Source organism: Mucilaginibacter sp. (assembly GCF_039921305.1).
GTDB lineage: Bacteria > Bacteroidota > Bacteroidia > Sphingobacteriales > Sphingobacteriaceae > Mucilaginibacter.
The window spans coordinates 45710-64183 of sequence record NZ_JBDSCA010000006.1; the positions used below are offsets into that span (position 1 = coordinate 45710).

General features: G+C 41.7%; 16 protein-coding genes. 8 read left to right on the top strand and 8 right to left on the bottom strand.

Annotation, left to right across the window (positions count from 1 at the left end; all coding sequences use genetic code 11):
• Positions 1–40: 40 nt before the first annotated feature.
• Positions 41–712 carry an outer membrane lipoprotein carrier protein LolA gene (locus ABIN91_RS01105; RefSeq protein ID WP_348047544.1) on the bottom strand — a complete coding sequence of 224 codons (672 nt, stop codon included), beginning with the start codon at positions 710–712 and terminating at the stop codon, positions 41–43.
• Positions 713–733: 21 nt separating this feature from the next.
• Positions 734–3340, bottom strand: coding sequence for a DNA translocase FtsK (locus ABIN91_RS01110; RefSeq protein ID WP_348047546.1), 2607 nt, complete (start codon positions 3338–3340; stop codon positions 734–736).
• A gap of 95 nt (positions 3341–3435) precedes the next feature.
• Between ABIN91_RS01110 and ABIN91_RS01115 the strand changes: the two genes are divergently transcribed.
• Positions 3436–4086, top strand: coding sequence for an ankyrin repeat domain-containing protein (locus tag ABIN91_RS01115; protein ID WP_348047548.1), 651 nt, complete (start codon positions 3436–3438; stop codon positions 4084–4086).
• Here ABIN91_RS01115 and ABIN91_RS01120 read toward each other — a convergent pair.
• The 4 genes from ABIN91_RS01120 to pyrF form a co-directional block, all read right to left on the bottom strand.
• Positions 4083–4838 carry a haloacid dehalogenase type II gene (locus tag ABIN91_RS01120; protein WP_348047551.1) on the bottom strand — a complete coding sequence of 252 codons (756 nt, stop codon included), beginning with the start codon at positions 4836–4838 and terminating at the stop codon, positions 4083–4085. The two genes, ABIN91_RS01115 and ABIN91_RS01120, sit on opposite strands and share 4 nt — an antisense overlap.
• A 146-nt stretch (positions 4839–4984) precedes the next feature.
• Positions 4985–5206, bottom strand: a complete 222-nt coding sequence (locus ABIN91_RS01125; protein WP_348047553.1) for a PspC family transcriptional regulator — start codon at positions 5204–5206, stop codon at positions 4985–4987.
• Between the two features lie 2 nt (positions 5207–5208).
• Positions 5209–6495, bottom strand: coding sequence for a DUF2851 family protein (locus ABIN91_RS01130; protein WP_348047555.1), 1287 nt, complete (start codon positions 6493–6495; stop codon positions 5209–5211).
• A 201-nt stretch (positions 6496–6696) separates the two neighbouring features.
• On the bottom strand, positions 6697–7530 hold the full coding sequence (pyrF, locus tag ABIN91_RS01135) for an orotidine-5'-phosphate decarboxylase (protein WP_348047557.1): 834 nt from the start codon (positions 7528–7530) through the stop codon (positions 6697–6699).
• 249 nt (positions 7531–7779) lie between these two features.
• Between pyrF and rho the strand changes: the two genes are divergently transcribed.
• From rho to purS, 3 genes are all read left to right on the top strand, one after another.
• Complete coding sequence (gene rho, locus ABIN91_RS01140) at positions 7780–9447, top strand: transcription termination factor Rho (protein WP_348047559.1); 1668 nt, start codon at positions 7780–7782, stop codon at positions 9445–9447.
• A gap of 69 nt (positions 9448–9516) precedes the next feature.
• Entirely contained in the window at positions 9517–10251 is a 735-nt protein-coding gene (gene pssA, locus ABIN91_RS01145) for a CDP-diacylglycerol--serine O-phosphatidyltransferase (RefSeq protein ID WP_348047561.1), read from the top strand.
• Between the two features lie 74 nt (positions 10252–10325).
• Positions 10326–10577 (top strand): phosphoribosylformylglycinamidine synthase subunit PurS, encoded by a 252-nt coding sequence (gene purS, locus ABIN91_RS01150; RefSeq protein WP_348047563.1) that lies wholly within the window; start codon positions 10326–10328, stop codon positions 10575–10577.
• Here the strand turns inward: purS and ABIN91_RS01155 are convergent.
• Complete coding sequence (locus ABIN91_RS01155) at positions 10574–10951, bottom strand: Hpt domain-containing protein (protein WP_348047565.1); 378 nt, start codon at positions 10949–10951, stop codon at positions 10574–10576. The genes purS and ABIN91_RS01155 overlap by 4 nt on opposite strands.
• A gap of 314 nt (positions 10952–11265) precedes the next feature.
• On the opposite strand from ABIN91_RS01155, the gene ABIN91_RS01160 reads away from it, so the two are divergent.
• From ABIN91_RS01160 to ABIN91_RS01170, 3 genes are all read left to right on the top strand, one after another.
• Positions 11266–13719 carry a glycoside hydrolase family 31 protein gene (locus ABIN91_RS01160; RefSeq protein WP_348047567.1) on the top strand — a complete coding sequence of 818 codons (2454 nt, stop codon included), beginning with the start codon at positions 11266–11268 and terminating at the stop codon, positions 13717–13719.
• A gap of 169 nt (positions 13720–13888) precedes the next feature.
• Positions 13889–15934, top strand: coding sequence for a hypothetical protein (locus ABIN91_RS01165; protein ID WP_348047569.1), 2046 nt, complete (start codon positions 13889–13891; stop codon positions 15932–15934).
• Between the two features lie 33 nt (positions 15935–15967).
• On the top strand, positions 15968–16717 hold the full coding sequence (locus tag ABIN91_RS01170; RefSeq protein WP_348047571.1) for an Imm49 family immunity protein: 750 nt from the start codon (positions 15968–15970) through the stop codon (positions 16715–16717).
• A 319-nt stretch (positions 16718–17036) separates the two neighbouring features.
• On the opposite strand, the gene ABIN91_RS01175 is transcribed toward ABIN91_RS01170, so the two are convergent.
• Positions 17037–17723: a pseudouridine synthase gene (locus ABIN91_RS01175; RefSeq protein WP_348047573.1), complete on the bottom strand. Its 687-nt coding sequence runs from the start codon at positions 17721–17723 to the stop codon at positions 17037–17039.
• A 173-nt stretch (positions 17724–17896) separates the two neighbouring features.
• Here ABIN91_RS01175 and ABIN91_RS01180 point away from each other — a divergent pair.
• A partial coding sequence (locus ABIN91_RS01180) for a porin family protein (RefSeq protein ID WP_348047575.1) occupies positions 17897–18474 on the top strand: 578 nt, incomplete at its 3' end.

Sequence of the window (18474 nt, forward strand, 5' to 3'; positions counted from 1 at the left end):
TACATTTTCCACTTTACCTCATACATCTTCCATCTCATATTTACCTCAAATCTACCACCTCAACTCCCGGGTGTGATTTTACATCGAAGGCAAAAACAGCATCGGTGGTTTTAAAGTTGGGCATAAAGGTTTGCATGGTATAGGTGTATTTGTTGCCGTTCTTATCGAAGATCAAGGCACTATAGATTTGCTTTTTAGCTTTATCAATATATAAGCGCACTTTGAAAATAGACTTTTTGGCATCGGTAGGTGTCATATCAATCACCTGGCAGGCTATGCCGCCTTTCTTCTCTTCGCCAAAATAGGTGTACTTAAAGCCCTTTTCGTAAATGGTGAAGATATGGGCAGGATTTAAGGCATCATCACTGTTGGAAACCGTGTTTAACTGCACCTCGTTATCTTTTTTAAGATAGGTCCATTGTTGTTTGCCATCGCTGATCAGCTCTTGCGCTACTGCCGGTGTTTTGCCGTTAGTATACAGCGTAACTTTAAACTTGTTGGTTTTAGCTTTGGCTATCAGGGTGCCGCTTTGGGTTTCTTTTACGTTGGCTTGTGGGCTCTCTAAGGTGTAAACAAAGTTTGTTTTGATCACATCGTAGGTTTTGTATTTGCTGCTAACCTGGCTCAAAATCTGTTTGGCCTGCACGTCTTTTTGGGCGAATGCGGTATTAGCGGCACTTAAAAAAATCAGGGTATATATAACGTATTTCATAATTAATCAAATAATGGCTTCTTATTTACCATCCATGTTACTCAAAAACTGCTCCAAAGCGTAATCATCCGGAATTAAAACTTCGCGGGCCTTGCTCCCCTCAAACGGGCCAACTACTCCGGCGGCTTCCAGTTGGTCAATTATACGGCCTGCACGGTTATAACCTAATTTCAACTTGCGTTGAATTAATGAGGTTGAACCTTGCTGGTGAAGCACAATTAGCCTTGCAGCATCTTCAAACATCGGGTCGCGGTTTTCGGAGTCAAACTCTTTCGGGCCACCTTCCTCGCCCTGGCCTACATATTCTGGCAATAAGTGGGCAGTAGAGTATCCGCGTTGAGCGCCGATATAATCGGATATTTTGTCAACCTCGGGCGTATCAACAAAGGCACACTGTAAACGGATCAAATCGTTACCTGTAGATAAAAGCATATCCCCACGACCTATTAACTGATCGGCACCACCAGAATCAAGGATGGTGCGCGAGTCGATCTTAGACTGAACCCTGAACGCGATACGCGCCGGGAAGTTGGCCTTGATAGTACCTGTGATAATGTTTACCGACGGGCGCTGTGTAGCGATAATTAAGTGGATACCAATGGCACGGGCCAGTTGCGCTAAACGCGCGATAGGTACCTCAACCTCTTTACCGGCTGTCATCATTAAATCGGCAAACTCATCTACAATCAGCACGATGAATGGCAGGTAACGGTGCCCCTCGGTTGGTAACAGTTTGCGGTTAACAAACTTGACATTATATTCTTTCAGGTTACGAACCTGTGCATCTTTCAGCAAATCATAACGCTGATCCATCTCGATACACAAAGAATTAAGGGTATTAATAACCTTTTTGGTATCGGTGATAATGGCATCGGCTTCATCCGGAAGTTTAGCCAGGAAATGCCTTTCTATCTTACGGAAAAGGGTTAGTTCAACCTTTTTGGGATCGACGAGGACGAACTTCAATTCGGCCGGGTGTTTCTTATAAAGCAGCGATACTAAGATGGCATTGATACCAACAGACTTACCCTGACCGGTTGCTCCGGCCATTAATAAGTGAGGCATTTTGGCCAGATCGGCAATAAAGATCTCGTTGCTGATGGTTTTACCTAAGGCGATAGGCAGATCCATGGTAGTGGTCTGGAATTTTTCGGAAGCCAGAACAGAGCGCATAGATACCATTTCGGGATGCTGGTTTGGCACCTCGATACCGATAGTACCCTTACCCGGCATTGGGGCAATGATACGGATACCCAAAGCGGCTAAACTTAGGGCGATATCATCTTCCAGGTTTTTGATCTTGGAGATACGTACACCAGGGGCAGGTATAATTTCGTAAAGGGTTACGGTTGGCCCGATGGTAGCCTTGATCTTATCGATCTCGATATTGTAATGGTTAAGGGTTTCAACAATTTTGTTTTTGTTGGCTTCCAGTTCTTCGGTATTTACGGCTATTTTGTTGGAGCCGTAATTTTCTAATAATTCCAGCGTAGGGAATTTATAGGATGATAGGTCTAAACGCGGGTCGAATGCGCCAAATTGCGATACCAGATCATCGGCAGTTACTAAATCTTCCTTCTCGATGCTTAACACATCGGTAGGGCGTTCTTCGCTCACCATTAAAGGTATTTCGGTATCCTCGCTTGGTTCGGGCATTAAGGTTACGGCTTGGTGTTCGCGCTCTTCAATCGGCTTTTCTACGTTTAGTACCAAGCCCTTTGGTGCAGCTTCAAGTTCTTCGGTTAATTCATTCTCGGCGTGGCGGCTTGATGGCAGTACACCTTCCTGAGTTAGTTTTGGGCGACGGCCGGGCCACTCAACCGGGGTTGAAGGCATTTCGGGCATTAATGGTGCTGTACCGCTAATGTAAGGTTCTTCCAAGTCGGAGCTATCGTCAACATCATCAAATCCCGGCAAGGTAGCTTCCTTACGCTTAAACTGGGGGATCTTAAAATCGATGTTGTAAACGATGATCATGAAGGTTAGGGCGGCGAAGATGATCAATCCACCGGCACCGGCACGGCCTATCTGCGCATCAATTAAACGGTTGCTCCAATAGCCAAATTCGCCCTCTAAAAAGTGAGGGTAATCTATGATAAACCCATGCACAAAACCGATGGTGATGGAGAAGAATATTAAGCCAAATAAGGCGTAAGCCAATGTTTTCCCGATAGGAAACAAACGCACCTTGAATAAAAAGCGATAGCCTATAATGAAGAATACAACTATAAAAATATAAGACGCGATACCAAACCACTCGAACATGAACTGGTTAGATAGTAAGGCGCCGAATTTACCCAGCCAGTTATCAACCATGGGGTTTTTAACGCCGTTATCCAATAACTCTTGCGTGGTTTTGAATAGGTTGTGCCAGCCGCCATTGGCTTTAAGCACATAACTCTGATCTTCTTGCCAGGTAAACAGGTAAGATGTAAAGGCGATGAGAAAGTAAACCGAGGTTACGAGGAAAACCAAGCCTACTACCTTAATGAGGCGGCCATCTTTCAAATCAAACGAAGGAAGGCTTTCCGACTTTGGTTTAATTGGCTTTTCGGCCTTTGAGGAGCCTTTAGGGGTACTCTCGTCTTTAAAATTATTAGATCTAAACTGATTTCCTTTCACAGGCATTCCTATATTCAACGGCTTTAATGCGCAAATATAAAGTTAATAGATAAATCCTATTGATTTGTGATGATTTTTAATTTTTAGTAATATTACGTTCAATGAGCATAGATATACTGGAACAACATATTCAAACAGGTAATTTACAAGCGATTGGCGCCCTGCTTACAAGTGATCCGGCATTGGCAAAGGCCAATACAAGTTATCATGTATCGCCCATTATGCTGGCCAGGTATTATAACCAATTGGATGTTGTTAAGCTATTGCTGAATTATGTAGATGAATTAAACCTGTTTGAGGCAGCAGCAATTGGCAAGCTTGACGTGATTGCGCATTTGGTTTACACTCATCCGGAATTGATAAACGAATATTCTGACGATGGTTTTACGCCCTTGGGTTTGGCTTGCTATTTCGGGCAGGCAGAAACCGCACGTTTTTTGATTTTGAAGGGCGCTGATGTAAATATATCGTCAAAGAACGGTTATAATGTTTACCCGATACATTCCGCAGTAGCCGCTAATCAGAACGAGATCGTACGGACGCTGATAGATGGCGGGGCTAAAGTAAATGTTGTACAGCAATCGGGAGTTACGCCATTACATTCTGCCGCGCAAAATGGCAATTTAGAGATATTAATATTATTGCTGGAGCATGGTGCTGAAGTATCTACACGGATGGAAGGTGGTAAATTACCAGCCGACCTTGCCCGCGAAAAAGGATTTGATGATATAGCTGATATACTGGGCTATTAACCTATGTAAGTTAACAGATCTTTCAGGTCCTTACCTGTAGCATCCGGATAAGCCCCCAACTCTTCGGCTGGCAAACCGAGCCTATTGCTCCAGAATGTTTTATAGCCGAACTGTTTTGCCCCGGCAGCATCCCATCCGGCGAAAGCCACAAATAGGATCTCGCTTTTATTTAGCCCAAACGCATCAACAGCCATTTGATAAGCCATGGGATCTGGCTTAAATTTTTTCACTTTATCTGTACTCAGGCAATGTTCAAATACGCCTTGTAATTGGCCATGATCAATACCTTTTTTAAGCATTTCATCGGTAAAGTTAGATAGTATGACTAAACGTACACCCGAAGCTTTTAATGTTTGCAAGGCCCCGGCAACATCTGGCCATGGTTTCAGATTAAGATAGCAGAGCATCAACTGCTGCCTTTTAAGGTCGTCAAGGTCTATCTTTAATACTTTGGCGGCAAAGGTAAGGGCGTTATTAATCACCTTATAAAAGTTGATATAGGTACCCGTAATATTATGGAGCCAGGTATATTCAAACTGTTTGGTTTTCCACAGATTACTTAACTCAACACCGCGCCCGGGGAAAAACTCTTCGGCCAAATTAAAAACCGGGCGGGGATCAAATATGGCAAAGCCATCAAATGCGATGGCTTTAATAGTCCTGGTATCGCCTGCAAAAACATTGGTTATACCACCAACCATTAACGAACCACTCAAGGCACCTGTTATTCTTAAAAAATCTAATCTTTCCATAAAGATATCTTTATGAGCTTGATTAAAACCCATTTATCTGTACGCACAACACGCACAAAAAACACCTTGGGTTGCTTATTGCCGGGCAAATACTTATAAATTACTTATTTACAGCGAGTTTATTTAAAATTTACAGTATGCTGTTTTTACTGATCGGTAACGCGGGTGTGAATACGTTTCACATAGTTGCGGATATCTAACACGATACCGGCGAAGAAATAGAATACCAATGGCATACCCACCGCCAAAAACGACGAATAGATAAAGAATAACCTGATTTTGTTAATGGATATATTGAAACGGCTACCCAAATAGGTACAAACCCCAAAGGAGTAACGTTCAAAAAAAGTAAGTATCCGCTGTATCATAGCTATTGAACCAGTTTTAATATTTTAATACCAACGCCGCATTGCAGGCATTTCTTATTGTCGCAATACGTTTTTTTGAGTTCGAGTAAAGCCTGCGATTCGTAGGCGGTTTTTACTTTCACCCCAAGTAACGCAAAATTATCAATAATACTGTTCTTTTCAACAGGTAAATACTCTAATAGTTTTAAACAGCGGTTTACATACCGCTCGCTTTGGTGGTGATTACCGTAAGTGAATAAAAATAAGGCTAAAGTATTTAATAACAAAACATTAACCGAACTTTTACCCATCTGCTTTGAAATAGTGGCCGATGGCTTATCAAACTGGTAATGGTTATCCCAATAAGGGTTCACTTTAATATCATCAAACAGTTTATGAGCGTCCTTCCCCTGTGTTTCGAGCACTTTGGAGAGCAGATGGTTTGATTGCGCTATCAACGCGGCAAATTGTGCCAGCCTGATGGTTGGGAAATTTGACGGGCGCAGGCGCAAAAACTTCCACAAATGTTTTTCTATCGGTTTGAGCTTGAATTTCTTTTGCAGGAAATTGTATTCCTGTTGTAGCTTTCGCGGATATTCGTCTTGCAAGTCATCAGTCAAAAACCCGGCCTGACCGAAGATTAACGCTTCTATCTGCATCGGATCATTCTTGTGCTTGGCCAGTATGTTTTGCGGTAGCGATTTGGCCAGTAACTCAAAAGGTAAAGCGTTTATTTTGAAACCGAAGTTGGCCGCTAAAAACTGGTAAAAGGTTTCTTCCCAATCGCCACGATTTATTTGGAGCGCATTGGTTAATGCTATGGAGCGGTTTTGCAGGCGCTCAATCAATACACGGGTTAGCCAGTTTTGAATAAGTAAATTATCTACCAAACCAATCTGAGCTTCGCAGGGAATGAACTGCTTAGGATCGAATATGAGGTGATGATATCGGGCGTATAACTCTGGCGAGATACGATTGAATAGTATCAAGGTTGGCACTTTTGCGCCATCCATCCGGTAAACGGGTTCGTCGTCACGATAAACTACGTGGAGTATTACATTGTTATAAGCGCCATCCGTTTGATGCCCGTGCTCCTTCCATCCGGATGATGATAAATGTATTTCGGCATTGCCAGCCCAAAGAGTATCTCCTATTTGAATTTTGGCATCCTGAAAATCGGGACCGGCGTTTGTATTTTGCAGACCGGGTGAAATGATCTGCAACGGTTCGCCATCGGTAGTTTTCAGATCGTTCATATCGAACAGCCTGAACTTCCAGATGTATTGCAGAAAATCTTCGGTGAATAACATTTAATTGATGGAAGATGTAAAAGGTAAGATGGAAGATGTGTTGATCATGTTACTAATATAATATTAACTCCATTATTTATATCATTTCGAAAGGAGGAACGACTGAGAAATCTTCTGTGGGCGACTGGGATGCTGTAGACTTATCGCGCGCAGAAGATTTCTCCTCGTACCTCGTCGAAATGACAATGGTGTTTAATCTTGTTAAATAACCCCAGCTTTCTCCAGTTCTACTTGCATTTCCTGTTGTAGTTTTGAAGCTTCGGCTCGTGCCGCTTCGGCAAAATCTTTTCCGTTGGAGGCATAGATGATAGAGCGTGAGGCATTCACAATCAATCCACAATCCTTGTTCATACCATATTGACAAACATCGGATAGGCTTCCGCCTTGAGCGCCTACACCGGGAACTAAAAGGAAATTATCGGGGGCGTATTTGCGTATGTTGGTGAACTCGGTGCTTTTGGTGGCTCCTACTACAAACATTATTCTATCGGCACCGGCCCAGGTGGTTGCTTTTTTTATTACCTCTTCGTACAGGTAGCCGCCTTTACTAACCAGGTATTGAAAATCTTTACTGCCGGAGTTTGAGGTTAAACCCAAAAGGATGATCCATTTATCCTCGTACTTTAAATATGGGGTTACGCTATCGGTACCCATGTATGGCGCAACGGTTATGGCATCAAAACTTACGCCTGATGATGCTTCATCAAAAAAGGCTTTGGCATACATGTCAGATGTGTTGCCCAAGTCGCCACGCTTGGCATCTATTATATTTAAGGTTTCTTTAGGAAGGTATTGCCATGTTTTGGCCAAACTTTGCAATCCTTTAACGCCACGGCTTTCGTAAAAGGCGGAGTTTGGTTTGTAGGATATGCACAGATCGCGCGTGGCATCAATAATTTGGCGGTTAAATTCGTATATTGGGTCTTCCAGATCAAGCAGATGCTGTGGTATTTTTTCGATATCGGTATCTAAACCTACACACAGAAATGATTTTTTTTGTTTGATTTGGGCGATGAGCTGCTGGCGAGATGGCATGAACTTTGTGTTATTTGCTACAAAAGAATGAAAATTACACAAAACCTGTCACCGTAAAGTATTATATTTTCAAATAAATTTGAAGTTTAAAATAAATTGTCTAAAATTGTAACGTTTTCCTGAGTTTCTTGCACCAAAGAATCAGTTTAATTTTCCAAATATTTTTTGTTTTTAACACGGATACTACATAATAAACTGGCGCAAGGTAATTTCTACCCAAAAAAATCCTTTTGAAATATTATTCATCACATGTCTAACAACACTGAATTAAACGATAAGCTCGTTTCTGAACTTCGCAGTATGGCGAAAAGTTTTGGCATAGCCGAAGCAGATAGCTTTAGAAAAGCAGAGCTGATTACCAAAATAGTTGAGCAACAGCAATTAATAGAAGCTGCCCGTGCCCAACAAGAAACCGTTACCAATAACTATACACCAACCGAAGCCGCTGAAACACCATCTGCAGAAGAAAGCGCCGAAGCAAGCCAGCCACGTAAAAGGCTGCGCACCTTAAAGCCTAAAAACGAGCCACGTGTTGAGGTACAGGTAAATGATACAAACCTTTTTGACCAACAACCCGAAGAGGACACTCAGCCTAAAGCTTTTGAAGGCAATAGCGGCGAAGGCCCTATCCCGGTAACGATAACCCCGGCAAGCGCCCCTGTTCAGGAAGGGCAACCTGCTGCAACAGAAAGTGCACGCCCGCAAAAATTTGAACGCCGTAATAATAACAACAACGGTAATAACAATGGCAACGGCAATGGTCAGCTTCAAAAAAGCCAGGATCCAGCCATCAACCTTGATTTTGACAATGTTATTGTTAATGAGGGTGTTTTAGAGATCATGCCCGATGGTTATGGCTTTTTGCGCTCATCAGATTATAACTATCTAACATCTCCGGATGATATTTATGTATCGCAATCGCAGATCAAATTATTTGGTTTAAAAACCGGCGATACTGTTCGCGGAAGCATACGCCCTCCAAAAGAAGGTGAAAAATATTTCCCTTTGGTACGTGTAGAAGCCATTAATGGCCGTATACCTGCCGAAGTACGCGACCGTGTTCCGTTTGACCACTTAACGCCGCTTTTCCCGTCAGAAAGGTTGAACCTGTTTACCGAATCGGGTAATTACTCAACCCGTATCATGGATCTGTTCTCGCCTATAGGTAAAGGGCAGCGTGGTTTGATCGTAGCACAACCTAAAACTGGTAAAACCATGTTATTGAAGGATGTGGCTAACGCTATCGCTAAAAACCACCCTGAGGTTTACTTAATTATATTACTGATTGACGAGCGCCCTGAGGAGGTTACCGATATGGCCCGCAGCGTACGCGCCGAGGTTGTATCGTCAACATTTGATGAGCCTGCCGAGCGCCACGTTAAAATAGCCAACATTGTTTTAGAGAAGGCAAAACGTATGGTTGAGTGTGGGCACGATGTGGTTATCCTTTTGGATTCTATCACCCGTTTGGCTCGTGCTTACAATACTGTTGCCCCAGCATCTGGTAAAATATTATCGGGTGGTGTTGATGCTAACGCGTTGCACAAACCAAAACGTTTCTTCGGTGCGGCCCGTAAAATTGAGGATGGCGGTTCGTTAACCATCATCGCTACGGCATTAACCGAAACCGGATCGAAAATGGATGAGGTTATTTTTGAAGAGTTTAAAGGTACCGGTAACATGGAGTTACAGTTGGATAGAAAATTATCTAACAAACGTATCTTCCCTGCTATTGACCTGACCGCATCGAGCACCCGCCGCGACGACTTATTGCTTGACCGCGACACGCTGCAACGCATCTGGATTTTACGTAACCACTTAGCGGATATGAATTCGCAGGAATCAATGGAGTTTTTGCAGGCGCAAATGCGTGGAACAAAAACTAACGAAGAATTCCTGATATCCATGAATTCTTAATAGATTTGTAACGAAATTATTGCGCAAGAGGTAATTACACCTAATGCACAATAATTTCGTTATACTTAAATGAATCAATTACATCCACAGCAAGTGCAGCAAAGAGTGAAGAAACATCTTCCAAATGCTATTACCTGTGCAAATTTGTTCAGCGGCTGTTTAGGTATCGTTTTTACCTTTCAGCATAATCTCCTGTTCGCGGCTTACGCGATATTTTTAGCAGCACTATTTGATTTTTTTGATGGCTTTGCGGCCCGGATGTTAAAATCATTCTCGGGCATTGGTAAAGATCTGGACTCGCTGGCTGATATGGTTAGTTTTGGGTTATTGCCAGCGGCTATACTGTATGAGTTATTTTTAGAATCGCCACAAATAGAGCATATTAGTCCGTATTTAAATTACATTGCCTTTTTAATACCTGTATTTTCGGCTTTACGTTTGGCTAAGTTTAATAGTGATGAACGCCAGGCCGAGATATTTATTGGTTTACCTACTCCGGCCAACGCTATTTTGATAGCCTCGTTCCCGCTGATGCTAATGAGTAACAATATTTTTTACAGGGAATACATTTTGAATCCTTACTTTTTAGCGTGCTTTACATTGATCATGTGTTCGCTTTTGGTAGCCGAAATACCGTTAATGTCGCTTAAATTTAAGAGCACTGATATGCAAGAAAATATTTACCGATATTTATTGCTCGCGGTATCGGTAATTGCCATTGTATTTTTTAAATTTGCCGCAATTCCGGCGATCATATTTGTTTATATCGCCATGTCAATCATACAATTCAGAATAGCCAAATGAAACCGTGATGAGTTAACCGTAAATCTATAAAACGGCTCATGATAGCTTCATTACCTTTAAAAACAATTATACCGATGAAATTCCAAGCAGAAATTGATGTAATGCCTAAAAAAGAAATACTTGACCCACAAGGTAAAGCCGTAACGGGAAGTATGAAAAACCTGGGCCTTGCCGAAATACAGAATATACGTATAGGAAAGCATATCACGCTTGAAATTGAAGCCGCTACAGAAGCGGCCGCTACCGAAAAGGTTGACCAGGCCTGCAAAAACCTATTGGCTAACCTGATTATGGAAAGCTATACCTTTAAGTTGGTTCAGGCTTAAAGATTAGCCTGTTTAGCCTTCATTATCACCTCGAGCTTGGCTAAGGTTGGGCGAACTTTGCCTACTAACTGGAGAAATAAAGTTTTGATTTCCGGACTATCTTCACCTGCCTTGCATAGGGCCTCGATCTGTTGCATTAAAGTTTGACTTTCCAACATACCAAAAAAGCCCAGGTTAGGTTTCAATTTATGGGCAGATTGCGCCGCTGTAACCCATTGTTTTTCGCGAATGGCGGCATCAATGGCGTACATTAATTCGGGAGTTTGTTTCAGAAACAGCTCTATCGTTTCAACGAGAAACTCATCGGCGCCGTCGGCAATTTCCATTAACATCGAAAGATCAAAATTTTGATCGGATAACTCTAACTCAGACATAGGGGTGTTTTAAGTTATTCAAACTTACAAATTTTTTGTTAAAAAGGGTGTTGGAGAAATTAAGGAGTATTTATTTACTCTGTAAGACTCTCAGTCACCTTCATAACATTCAACATACACCCATCAGTTATAACTAAACAACGTTTTCTTTATAATTCATTCCTGTTTTAAGTGTTTACACAACATGTTTTCCACAAAATGGGTTAAGGTGGCGCATTTATTGAATTATATTAGTTAATTTCAGGTTGCTGGTATATAATTGTACCCAGTACCTTAATTAATTTATACTTATTAGAGCCAAACATTTACATTCCATGGACCAAATACAAGATCCTGACGCACCAGAAGAAGATTTATTGGAAGAAGGGGTAGTTCAGCATTTAAACAATCCTGTTGCCGCGCTTAAACCGATCGTGAAAAAATATCTCGGTACTGTGAAAAGTGTGCAACAGGAGGGGAATAAATTCTACTTTACCGATGGTGATGCCAGCGTAGAAGTAATTATTGTTAGCGACGATATCATTCGCGTTAGGCTTGCCCCGCACAGTGTTTTTTTAGAAGAGTTTTCGTACGCGGTTACGGGTTTGGAGCAAAAGGTTTCGGTATTCTCGCTAAAAGAAACCCCTACCGAATACATCGTATCAACCAATACCGTAAACTGCCATGTTAATAAAGCCGACTTTTTAATTTCCTTTTCGGATAACGAAGGGCATATTACCAGTTCGGATGCCAAGCCAATGCATTGGGAAGAGAACGTGGCCTTTGGTGGGTATTACGTTTTTAGTACCAAGGAATGCGACGCGCACCATGAAAGCTTTTTTGGCTTAGGCGATAAGGCTACAGAGCTTAACCTAAAAGGTAAACGCTTGCAGAACTGGAATACTGATGCTTATTCGTTTGCAAAGGATCAGGATCCTTTGTATCGGAGTATTCCTTTCTATATCAGTTTGAGGGCTGGTATTGCTCATGGGATATTCTTTGATAATACCTTTAAATCGCATTTCGATTTTGGTGCCGAAGACGCTACCAAAACCAGCTTTTGGGCCGATGGCGGCGAGTTGCAATACTATTACATTCACGGGCCGCATATGATGGATGTGGTGAAGCGTTACCATAGTTTAACGGGTACGCACCCCATGCCCCCGCTTTGGGCGCTTGGGTACCACCAATGCCGCTGGAGCTATTATCCCGAAAGTAAAGTGAAAGCTATAGCCAAAGGTTTTAGAGATAACAAGATACCTTGCGACGCGCTGTACCTTGATATTGACTACATGGATGGTTACCGTTGCTTTACGTGGAACAGGAAATACTTCCCTGACCCGAAAAAGATGATACGCGAGCTAACGGACCAGGGCTTTAAAACCGTAGTGATTATTGACCCGGGGATACGCGTGGATGATAATTACGGCGTATTTAAAGAAGGTAAAGAGAAGAAATATTTTTGCCGCCGAAGCGATGATTATTTTATGGAGGGCCATGTTTGGCCGGGCCGTTGCCAGTTTCCGGATTTTACAAATCCGGAGGTTCGTACCTGGTGGGGTGGTTTGTTTGACGAGTTGGTGCAGTTAGGCGTTGCCGGGGTTTGGAACGACATGAACGAGCCTGCAGTGTTTGGCGCAGGTACTTTCCCGGATGATGTGCGGCACCAATATGACGGGCACCGGGGAAGCCACCGCAAGGCGCATAATGTTTATGGGATGCAGATGGTGCGCGCTACTTATGAGGGTTTGCGCAAACTGATGAAAAATAAGCGTCCGTTTACCATTACCCGTGCGGGTTACTCAGGTTTGCAGCGTTATGCCTGTGTTTGGACGGGGGATAATGTGGCATCGTGGGAGCATTTAAAGTTGGGTAACATTCAATGCCAGCGTTTATCCATATCAGGTGTGCCGTTTTGCGGTACAGATATAGGTGGCTTTAGCGGTGAGCCGGATGGCGAGCTGTTTACCCGCTGGATACAGTTAGGCGTATTTTCGCCATTTATGCGGGCGCATAGCGCGGGTGATACCCGTGAGCGTGAGCCATGGAGCTATGGGGAGCCCTACACCAGTATTAACCGCAAATTTATTGAGTTACGTTACCGTTTGATGCCTTATTTTTATTCGGCATTTTGGGAGCATAACCGTTATGGTTTCCCGATACTGAGGCCGCTGGTAATGCATGAGCAGGATATTGAGGTGAATGAATACCGCCAGGATGAATTTACTTTTGGTGATAAGATATTGGTTTGCCCGGTGATGGAACCGGGTGTTAAAACCCGCACCGTTTACCTGCCTAAAGGTAATTGGTACCATTACTGGACGCACGAAAAAATTAAAGGGGGTGCCGAACTGATTGTTGAAACTCCGTTAGATTCGATGCCGATATTTGTGAAGGCGGGCTCGGTAATACCGGAATCGCCGGTGATGCAGTATGTTGGCGAAACCCAGATCGAAGAACTGCTGTTCCAGGTTTATTATGCTACTTACGAGGTTAACTCTTTCTTTTTTGAAGATTATGGCGAAACCTTTGCCTATGAGCAGGATATTTATTTGGAGAAAAAATTTAGCACCACGGGTGATAAAAACAGCATGACCATTACACAATCTGTAGAAGGGTTATATACGCCACGCTATGAGAACTATGAAATGAAGATCATCGGTTTACCGTTCAAACCATCGAAGGTTTTGGTTGACAATAAGCAGATCATCGAGACTACGATTGATGAATTGGAGCGTTACCGCTTTAAGGCGAACAAGAACTTTAGGATGATACAGATATTTAAATAGATTTTGGGATTACACCGATTTTGGTTTGATTTCGCTGATATTTTAGCCCGGTTAATACCGGGCTTTTTTTTATCAAAAAATTATTATTTATTATTATTAAAAATAGCGTCTATTAAATATAATACTTATTTTCGGACTTATAAAACCAAGCTGATATCACAATAAGCCGATGAAAAACAAACCACTAAAAGGATTCTATTTATTTTTAATTCTATTATTACTTATAACCAGTAGTAATTCGTGCCGAAAAGATAATGAATTTACTGGCAACAGCGGCAATTCATTTATTGCATTACCCACCACTTTAGCACAATTATCGGATAACGCTAAAATTCAACTTGACGACATTAATAATTGGTTTTTAAATTATCCCGACTTAAAGCCGGCTCAACAGTTGTTGGATTTAGCTCAACAAGCTGTGATCAATGGGCAACATGTTGTACGGATACCTATGGCTACTAACTCCGCTTTTTATTTTACTAAAGTAGATGGGGTTGTTAAAATATTTATTTACAAGTGGAAGGATGAAAAACCTGGCAGTAGAAAATTTACAGGCAAAGTTGTATCTTATAGCTTTCAGGATAATGTGATCAGAGAACTCACTTACATTGGTGGTAATTTGACCAGTACTAAAAACTTAAGTCATGTGTTACCCGCTAAAAATTCCAGCGGTATAAAAACTACATCCTATACGGTATCTTATTTTTGGGGGGCCTTTATATGTTGGCTTAGTGGTGGCGATTTTGTTTACGACTCTACCGATATGATTGATGGTCAAGAAATTATATGGTATACCTGCATTCCATCAGAATCAGGTGGGAGTGGCGATGGTGGAGATGGCGGCAGTTGGGGTGATTACTGGTCGGACTTTGGCAATCAAGGCGGAGCAGGTATTTATGGCACCAACGATGGTGGTGGTGGATCGTCATGGGTTGACCCAGATGATCCTTGTAACGCAACATCATCAACAACATATCCATCACCAGGTCATTCGCCATTTAGCCCGGATCCTGGTCCGGATGGTGGATCGGGAGGTTGCCCAACTGGCTATGTCCCTTATCCGGTAGTACCAACTACCTCTATCGCATTAATTGCAGAGCCCCAAAACTCAGACATCATAACTGATCCTGAAAGTGGCGCTACCGTTACTTATAGTCAATTAAAAGCTTACTTTGAACAATATCCTGAAGTAATAGATCAAATTGAATCTCAAGAGGAAGCATCTTTGTTTAGCTTTCCTTCATTCATTGTTTCCTCTACAGCTATGCTTTTACCAGCGGTTTTAAAAGAAGGGGAAATAATTAAAATTCAACACCCTGATTGGTCGCTTGCCCGCGTTTATGCTACTGCCATGTGGTATGTGAGCGGAGGCACTGTGCATTTTATATTGGATGTAGGAAGTCTTGTTCCTGTAGTAGGCGAGGCCGCAGCACTTGTAAATGGAGGGATATATTTTCTGGAAGGGGATAAAATTAATTGCGCGTTAAGTTTAGTTAGTGCAATACCTGTTGTCGCATGGGTACGGGTTGCGGGGCAGTGGATTAAGGTATCAGCTAAAAGTGTTCCGGTTGCTGCGGCCGCAGGGAAAATTGCATCCCATGTTATAGCATCAGGTGCCGAAATGCGGATGGTTAAAGTAGCGGTTAGCGCGTTCGACTACGCATCAGTAAAAGCATTAAAGCTGATTAAACCTGCCGATCAAACATTAACTAATCTTAGCCGTACCCTGGTTGATCAATATGGACTACGAATAGTACCCACCGAAGCTACTTTAAAAAACATGGTTGATGACATAGTATTGCATGGTGACGCACTAGGTCAAAAAACAGAACAATTATCAGATGCGATATTGCAACGTGAAGGTTATGTAAAACAGACATCACAATATGGTAGTAACAACGGCTTTGATGGTGTTTATATTAAGGGAAGCCCGAGTAACCCAACAGATATCATTATAAATGAAGCCAAATCAGTAGGCACAAAAGGTAATATCAAGCTTAATGCGGCAAATGCAGCAACAGGTTTGCAAGCACAAATGAGTGAGGCTTGGATAAATCAAGTTATTAATAACATGAGAAACCCATCCGGACAAGCTCAAAATATAATAGATTTAGGAAATTATCTTAATACACATCGACAGCTTATAAATAAAACAGTTACTGCCGTTGATAAAAGCACAGGTGAAATTGTTGTTTTAAATCTTCAGAAATATTAAATTATTTAATGTAGATTAATCCTCAAAAAAAGAATGCCAAATAAAAAAGAAAACTTGTTACAAGCCTATCAAAACAGGTTGAACGATGAAGAACTAGTTTATAAAAAAATACAAGAGCCATCAAACAAACAAATATTTATTCCATTATTACACGGCACTAATCAAATATTAGGCTTGTACGATCTGTTTATTGAAAACGATATTTGCAAAGCTAAACAGCATTTTTATTTGTGTGCGCGTATCGATGAATATATGATAAATAATTTCGACAGTCGAATCTTAGATGCAGGAATTAATCATTTGTCTTACGCTTTGTTAAGTGATTGTATCCCACTAATGAAACGTTATGCAAAACTGTCCCATTCGCAATACAAGTGGATGATTGAAAATGGGCATAGCACTCCCCTTTACATCTTACAACAAATGATGTTGGATAATTGGGATCAGGTGGCTTGGGGAATAGATATCATGGATAAAAAAACAATAAAGAGACACAAGCTTCTAATTGCTGATCGTGATTTTTATGAAGGGATGTTAAATAAAGATAAAAACCAAATCCAAGATTCAATTAACAAAATATTAAAAGCTCATAAAACACGCAACAAACATTATCAATTAATTAATGAATTTATTAGTCATCCCGCATTGGGGTATATTAAGTTAGCTTGGTTAAAAAATATTGAGATAAATATCGATCATCCTTTAATTCCGAAAGAATTGTTGCCATACAAACCTCTGGATAGATATGAAGAGACATATTCATTTTTGAATGACAGCGTTTGATGTCTTAAGAAACCCCAAAAACCATTTAAGGGAAATTCATGAAAAATTTTTATAAATGAAGCCATGGTTTCTGAAAGAATCAAGCCCCCTGAAAACACACGTTATTTGTTCCCCATTACATATACAAACGTTGCATATTTTCAACATCGAACACGCTATAAACCTCTTTGGTTCCTATCGAATTAATGCCGGTAAAACCATTAGAGCATTATGAAACTTACCCTTTTTTAGAAATATAATTATGAAAATACTTTTCACCTTTTGTTTTATCCTTTGCTTAACTGATACCTTCGCACAAACCAAACCCTATCAATTATAACTAATCAACATCCATACCCATAAAATTAAGCACCCGCAAAAATTCTTCCTGCAAAGAAGCTTTTATCTGAACCTGCACACCTGTGATGGGGTGTTTGAATGATAGTTCGCTGGCATGTAGCAGCATGGTTTCCATTGCCCAGCGCTCTTTAAAAAGTTTATTTTGTTTGTTGCAACCGTGTGTACGATCGCCAATAATGGGGTGAAATATGTGGCTAAAGTGTTTACGCAACTGGTGCATTCTGCCCGTTTGTGGACGCGCTTCAACCAGCGAATAGCGCGATGTGGGGTGGTTACCCAAGGGCACGTCTAACTCGGTACGGGCCAGGGTTTTGTAATGGGTGAAAGCATCCTGTAAAGTACCATTCTCTTTTCGTAGGGGGTAATCAATATCCTCCTCATCAGGCGTGTGGCCGCGTACTATGGCCAGGTATTTTTTACTGACCTGGTTATCCATAAACTGAGTTTGCATCAGTTTTTCGGTTTGCTTATCCAGGGCGAAGAGCAGCACGCCACCAGTTTTACGATCTAAGCGGTGAGCCGGATGCACGTGGCGGTTCAGTTGATCACGTAGTATCTGGAGGGCAAATTCGGTAACATCATTAGCTATGGATGAGCGGTGTACCAGTAACCCGTGGGGCTTGTTAATGGCAACTAAATAGTCGTCCTGATAAATTATATTGAGCATTGGGGCAAAGGTAGTGGAGATTTCGGATGTGGAATGTTCGATTTCGGATTTATTTGATTGTTTAATTACCAGAACTACAACACAACCAAGGTTAACAATGCAGGTATTTTAGCCTTCATATTTTATAGTACTTGATAATCATTATCTTTACTGCATAAATCTACACCTAACCTATGAAAAAGATCTTTTTATCCGCATTAGCAGTATTAATAAGTATGGGCGCCTGGGCGCAAATACTGCCGTCGTTCCAGTTTGGTGTTAAGGGCGGGGTTAACCTTTCAAGCTTTTCAACCAGTAGTACTTTCAGCAGTGATAACCGGGCCGGTTACCTTGGCGGGATATGGTTGCGTGTAGGCGCGTTGGGCTTCAACTTTCAACCCGAGGCTTATTATGCCAGCAAAACCACCAGCTTTAACAGCAATGGAACTACCAACAGCGTCACGCTTAAAAGCATTGATGTACCTGCCTTGGTAGGTTTTAAAATAGGCACCTTTGGCATTGGTGGCCGCGTTTATACCGGGCCAATGGCATCATTCATTATTGGCGATGATCAAACCATTAATGGGGCCTTGGGCAGCATTGTTCATCTCAACTTTAAAAACCAAAATTATGCATGGCAATTTGGAGCCGGGGTTGATATTAGTAAGTTATCCCTCGATTTAAGGTACGAAAAGGGTTTAACCAACCTTAATAATAATGGGTACGATCAGAAACTGAATTTGTTTAATTTGACCGCAGCGTACAAGTTATT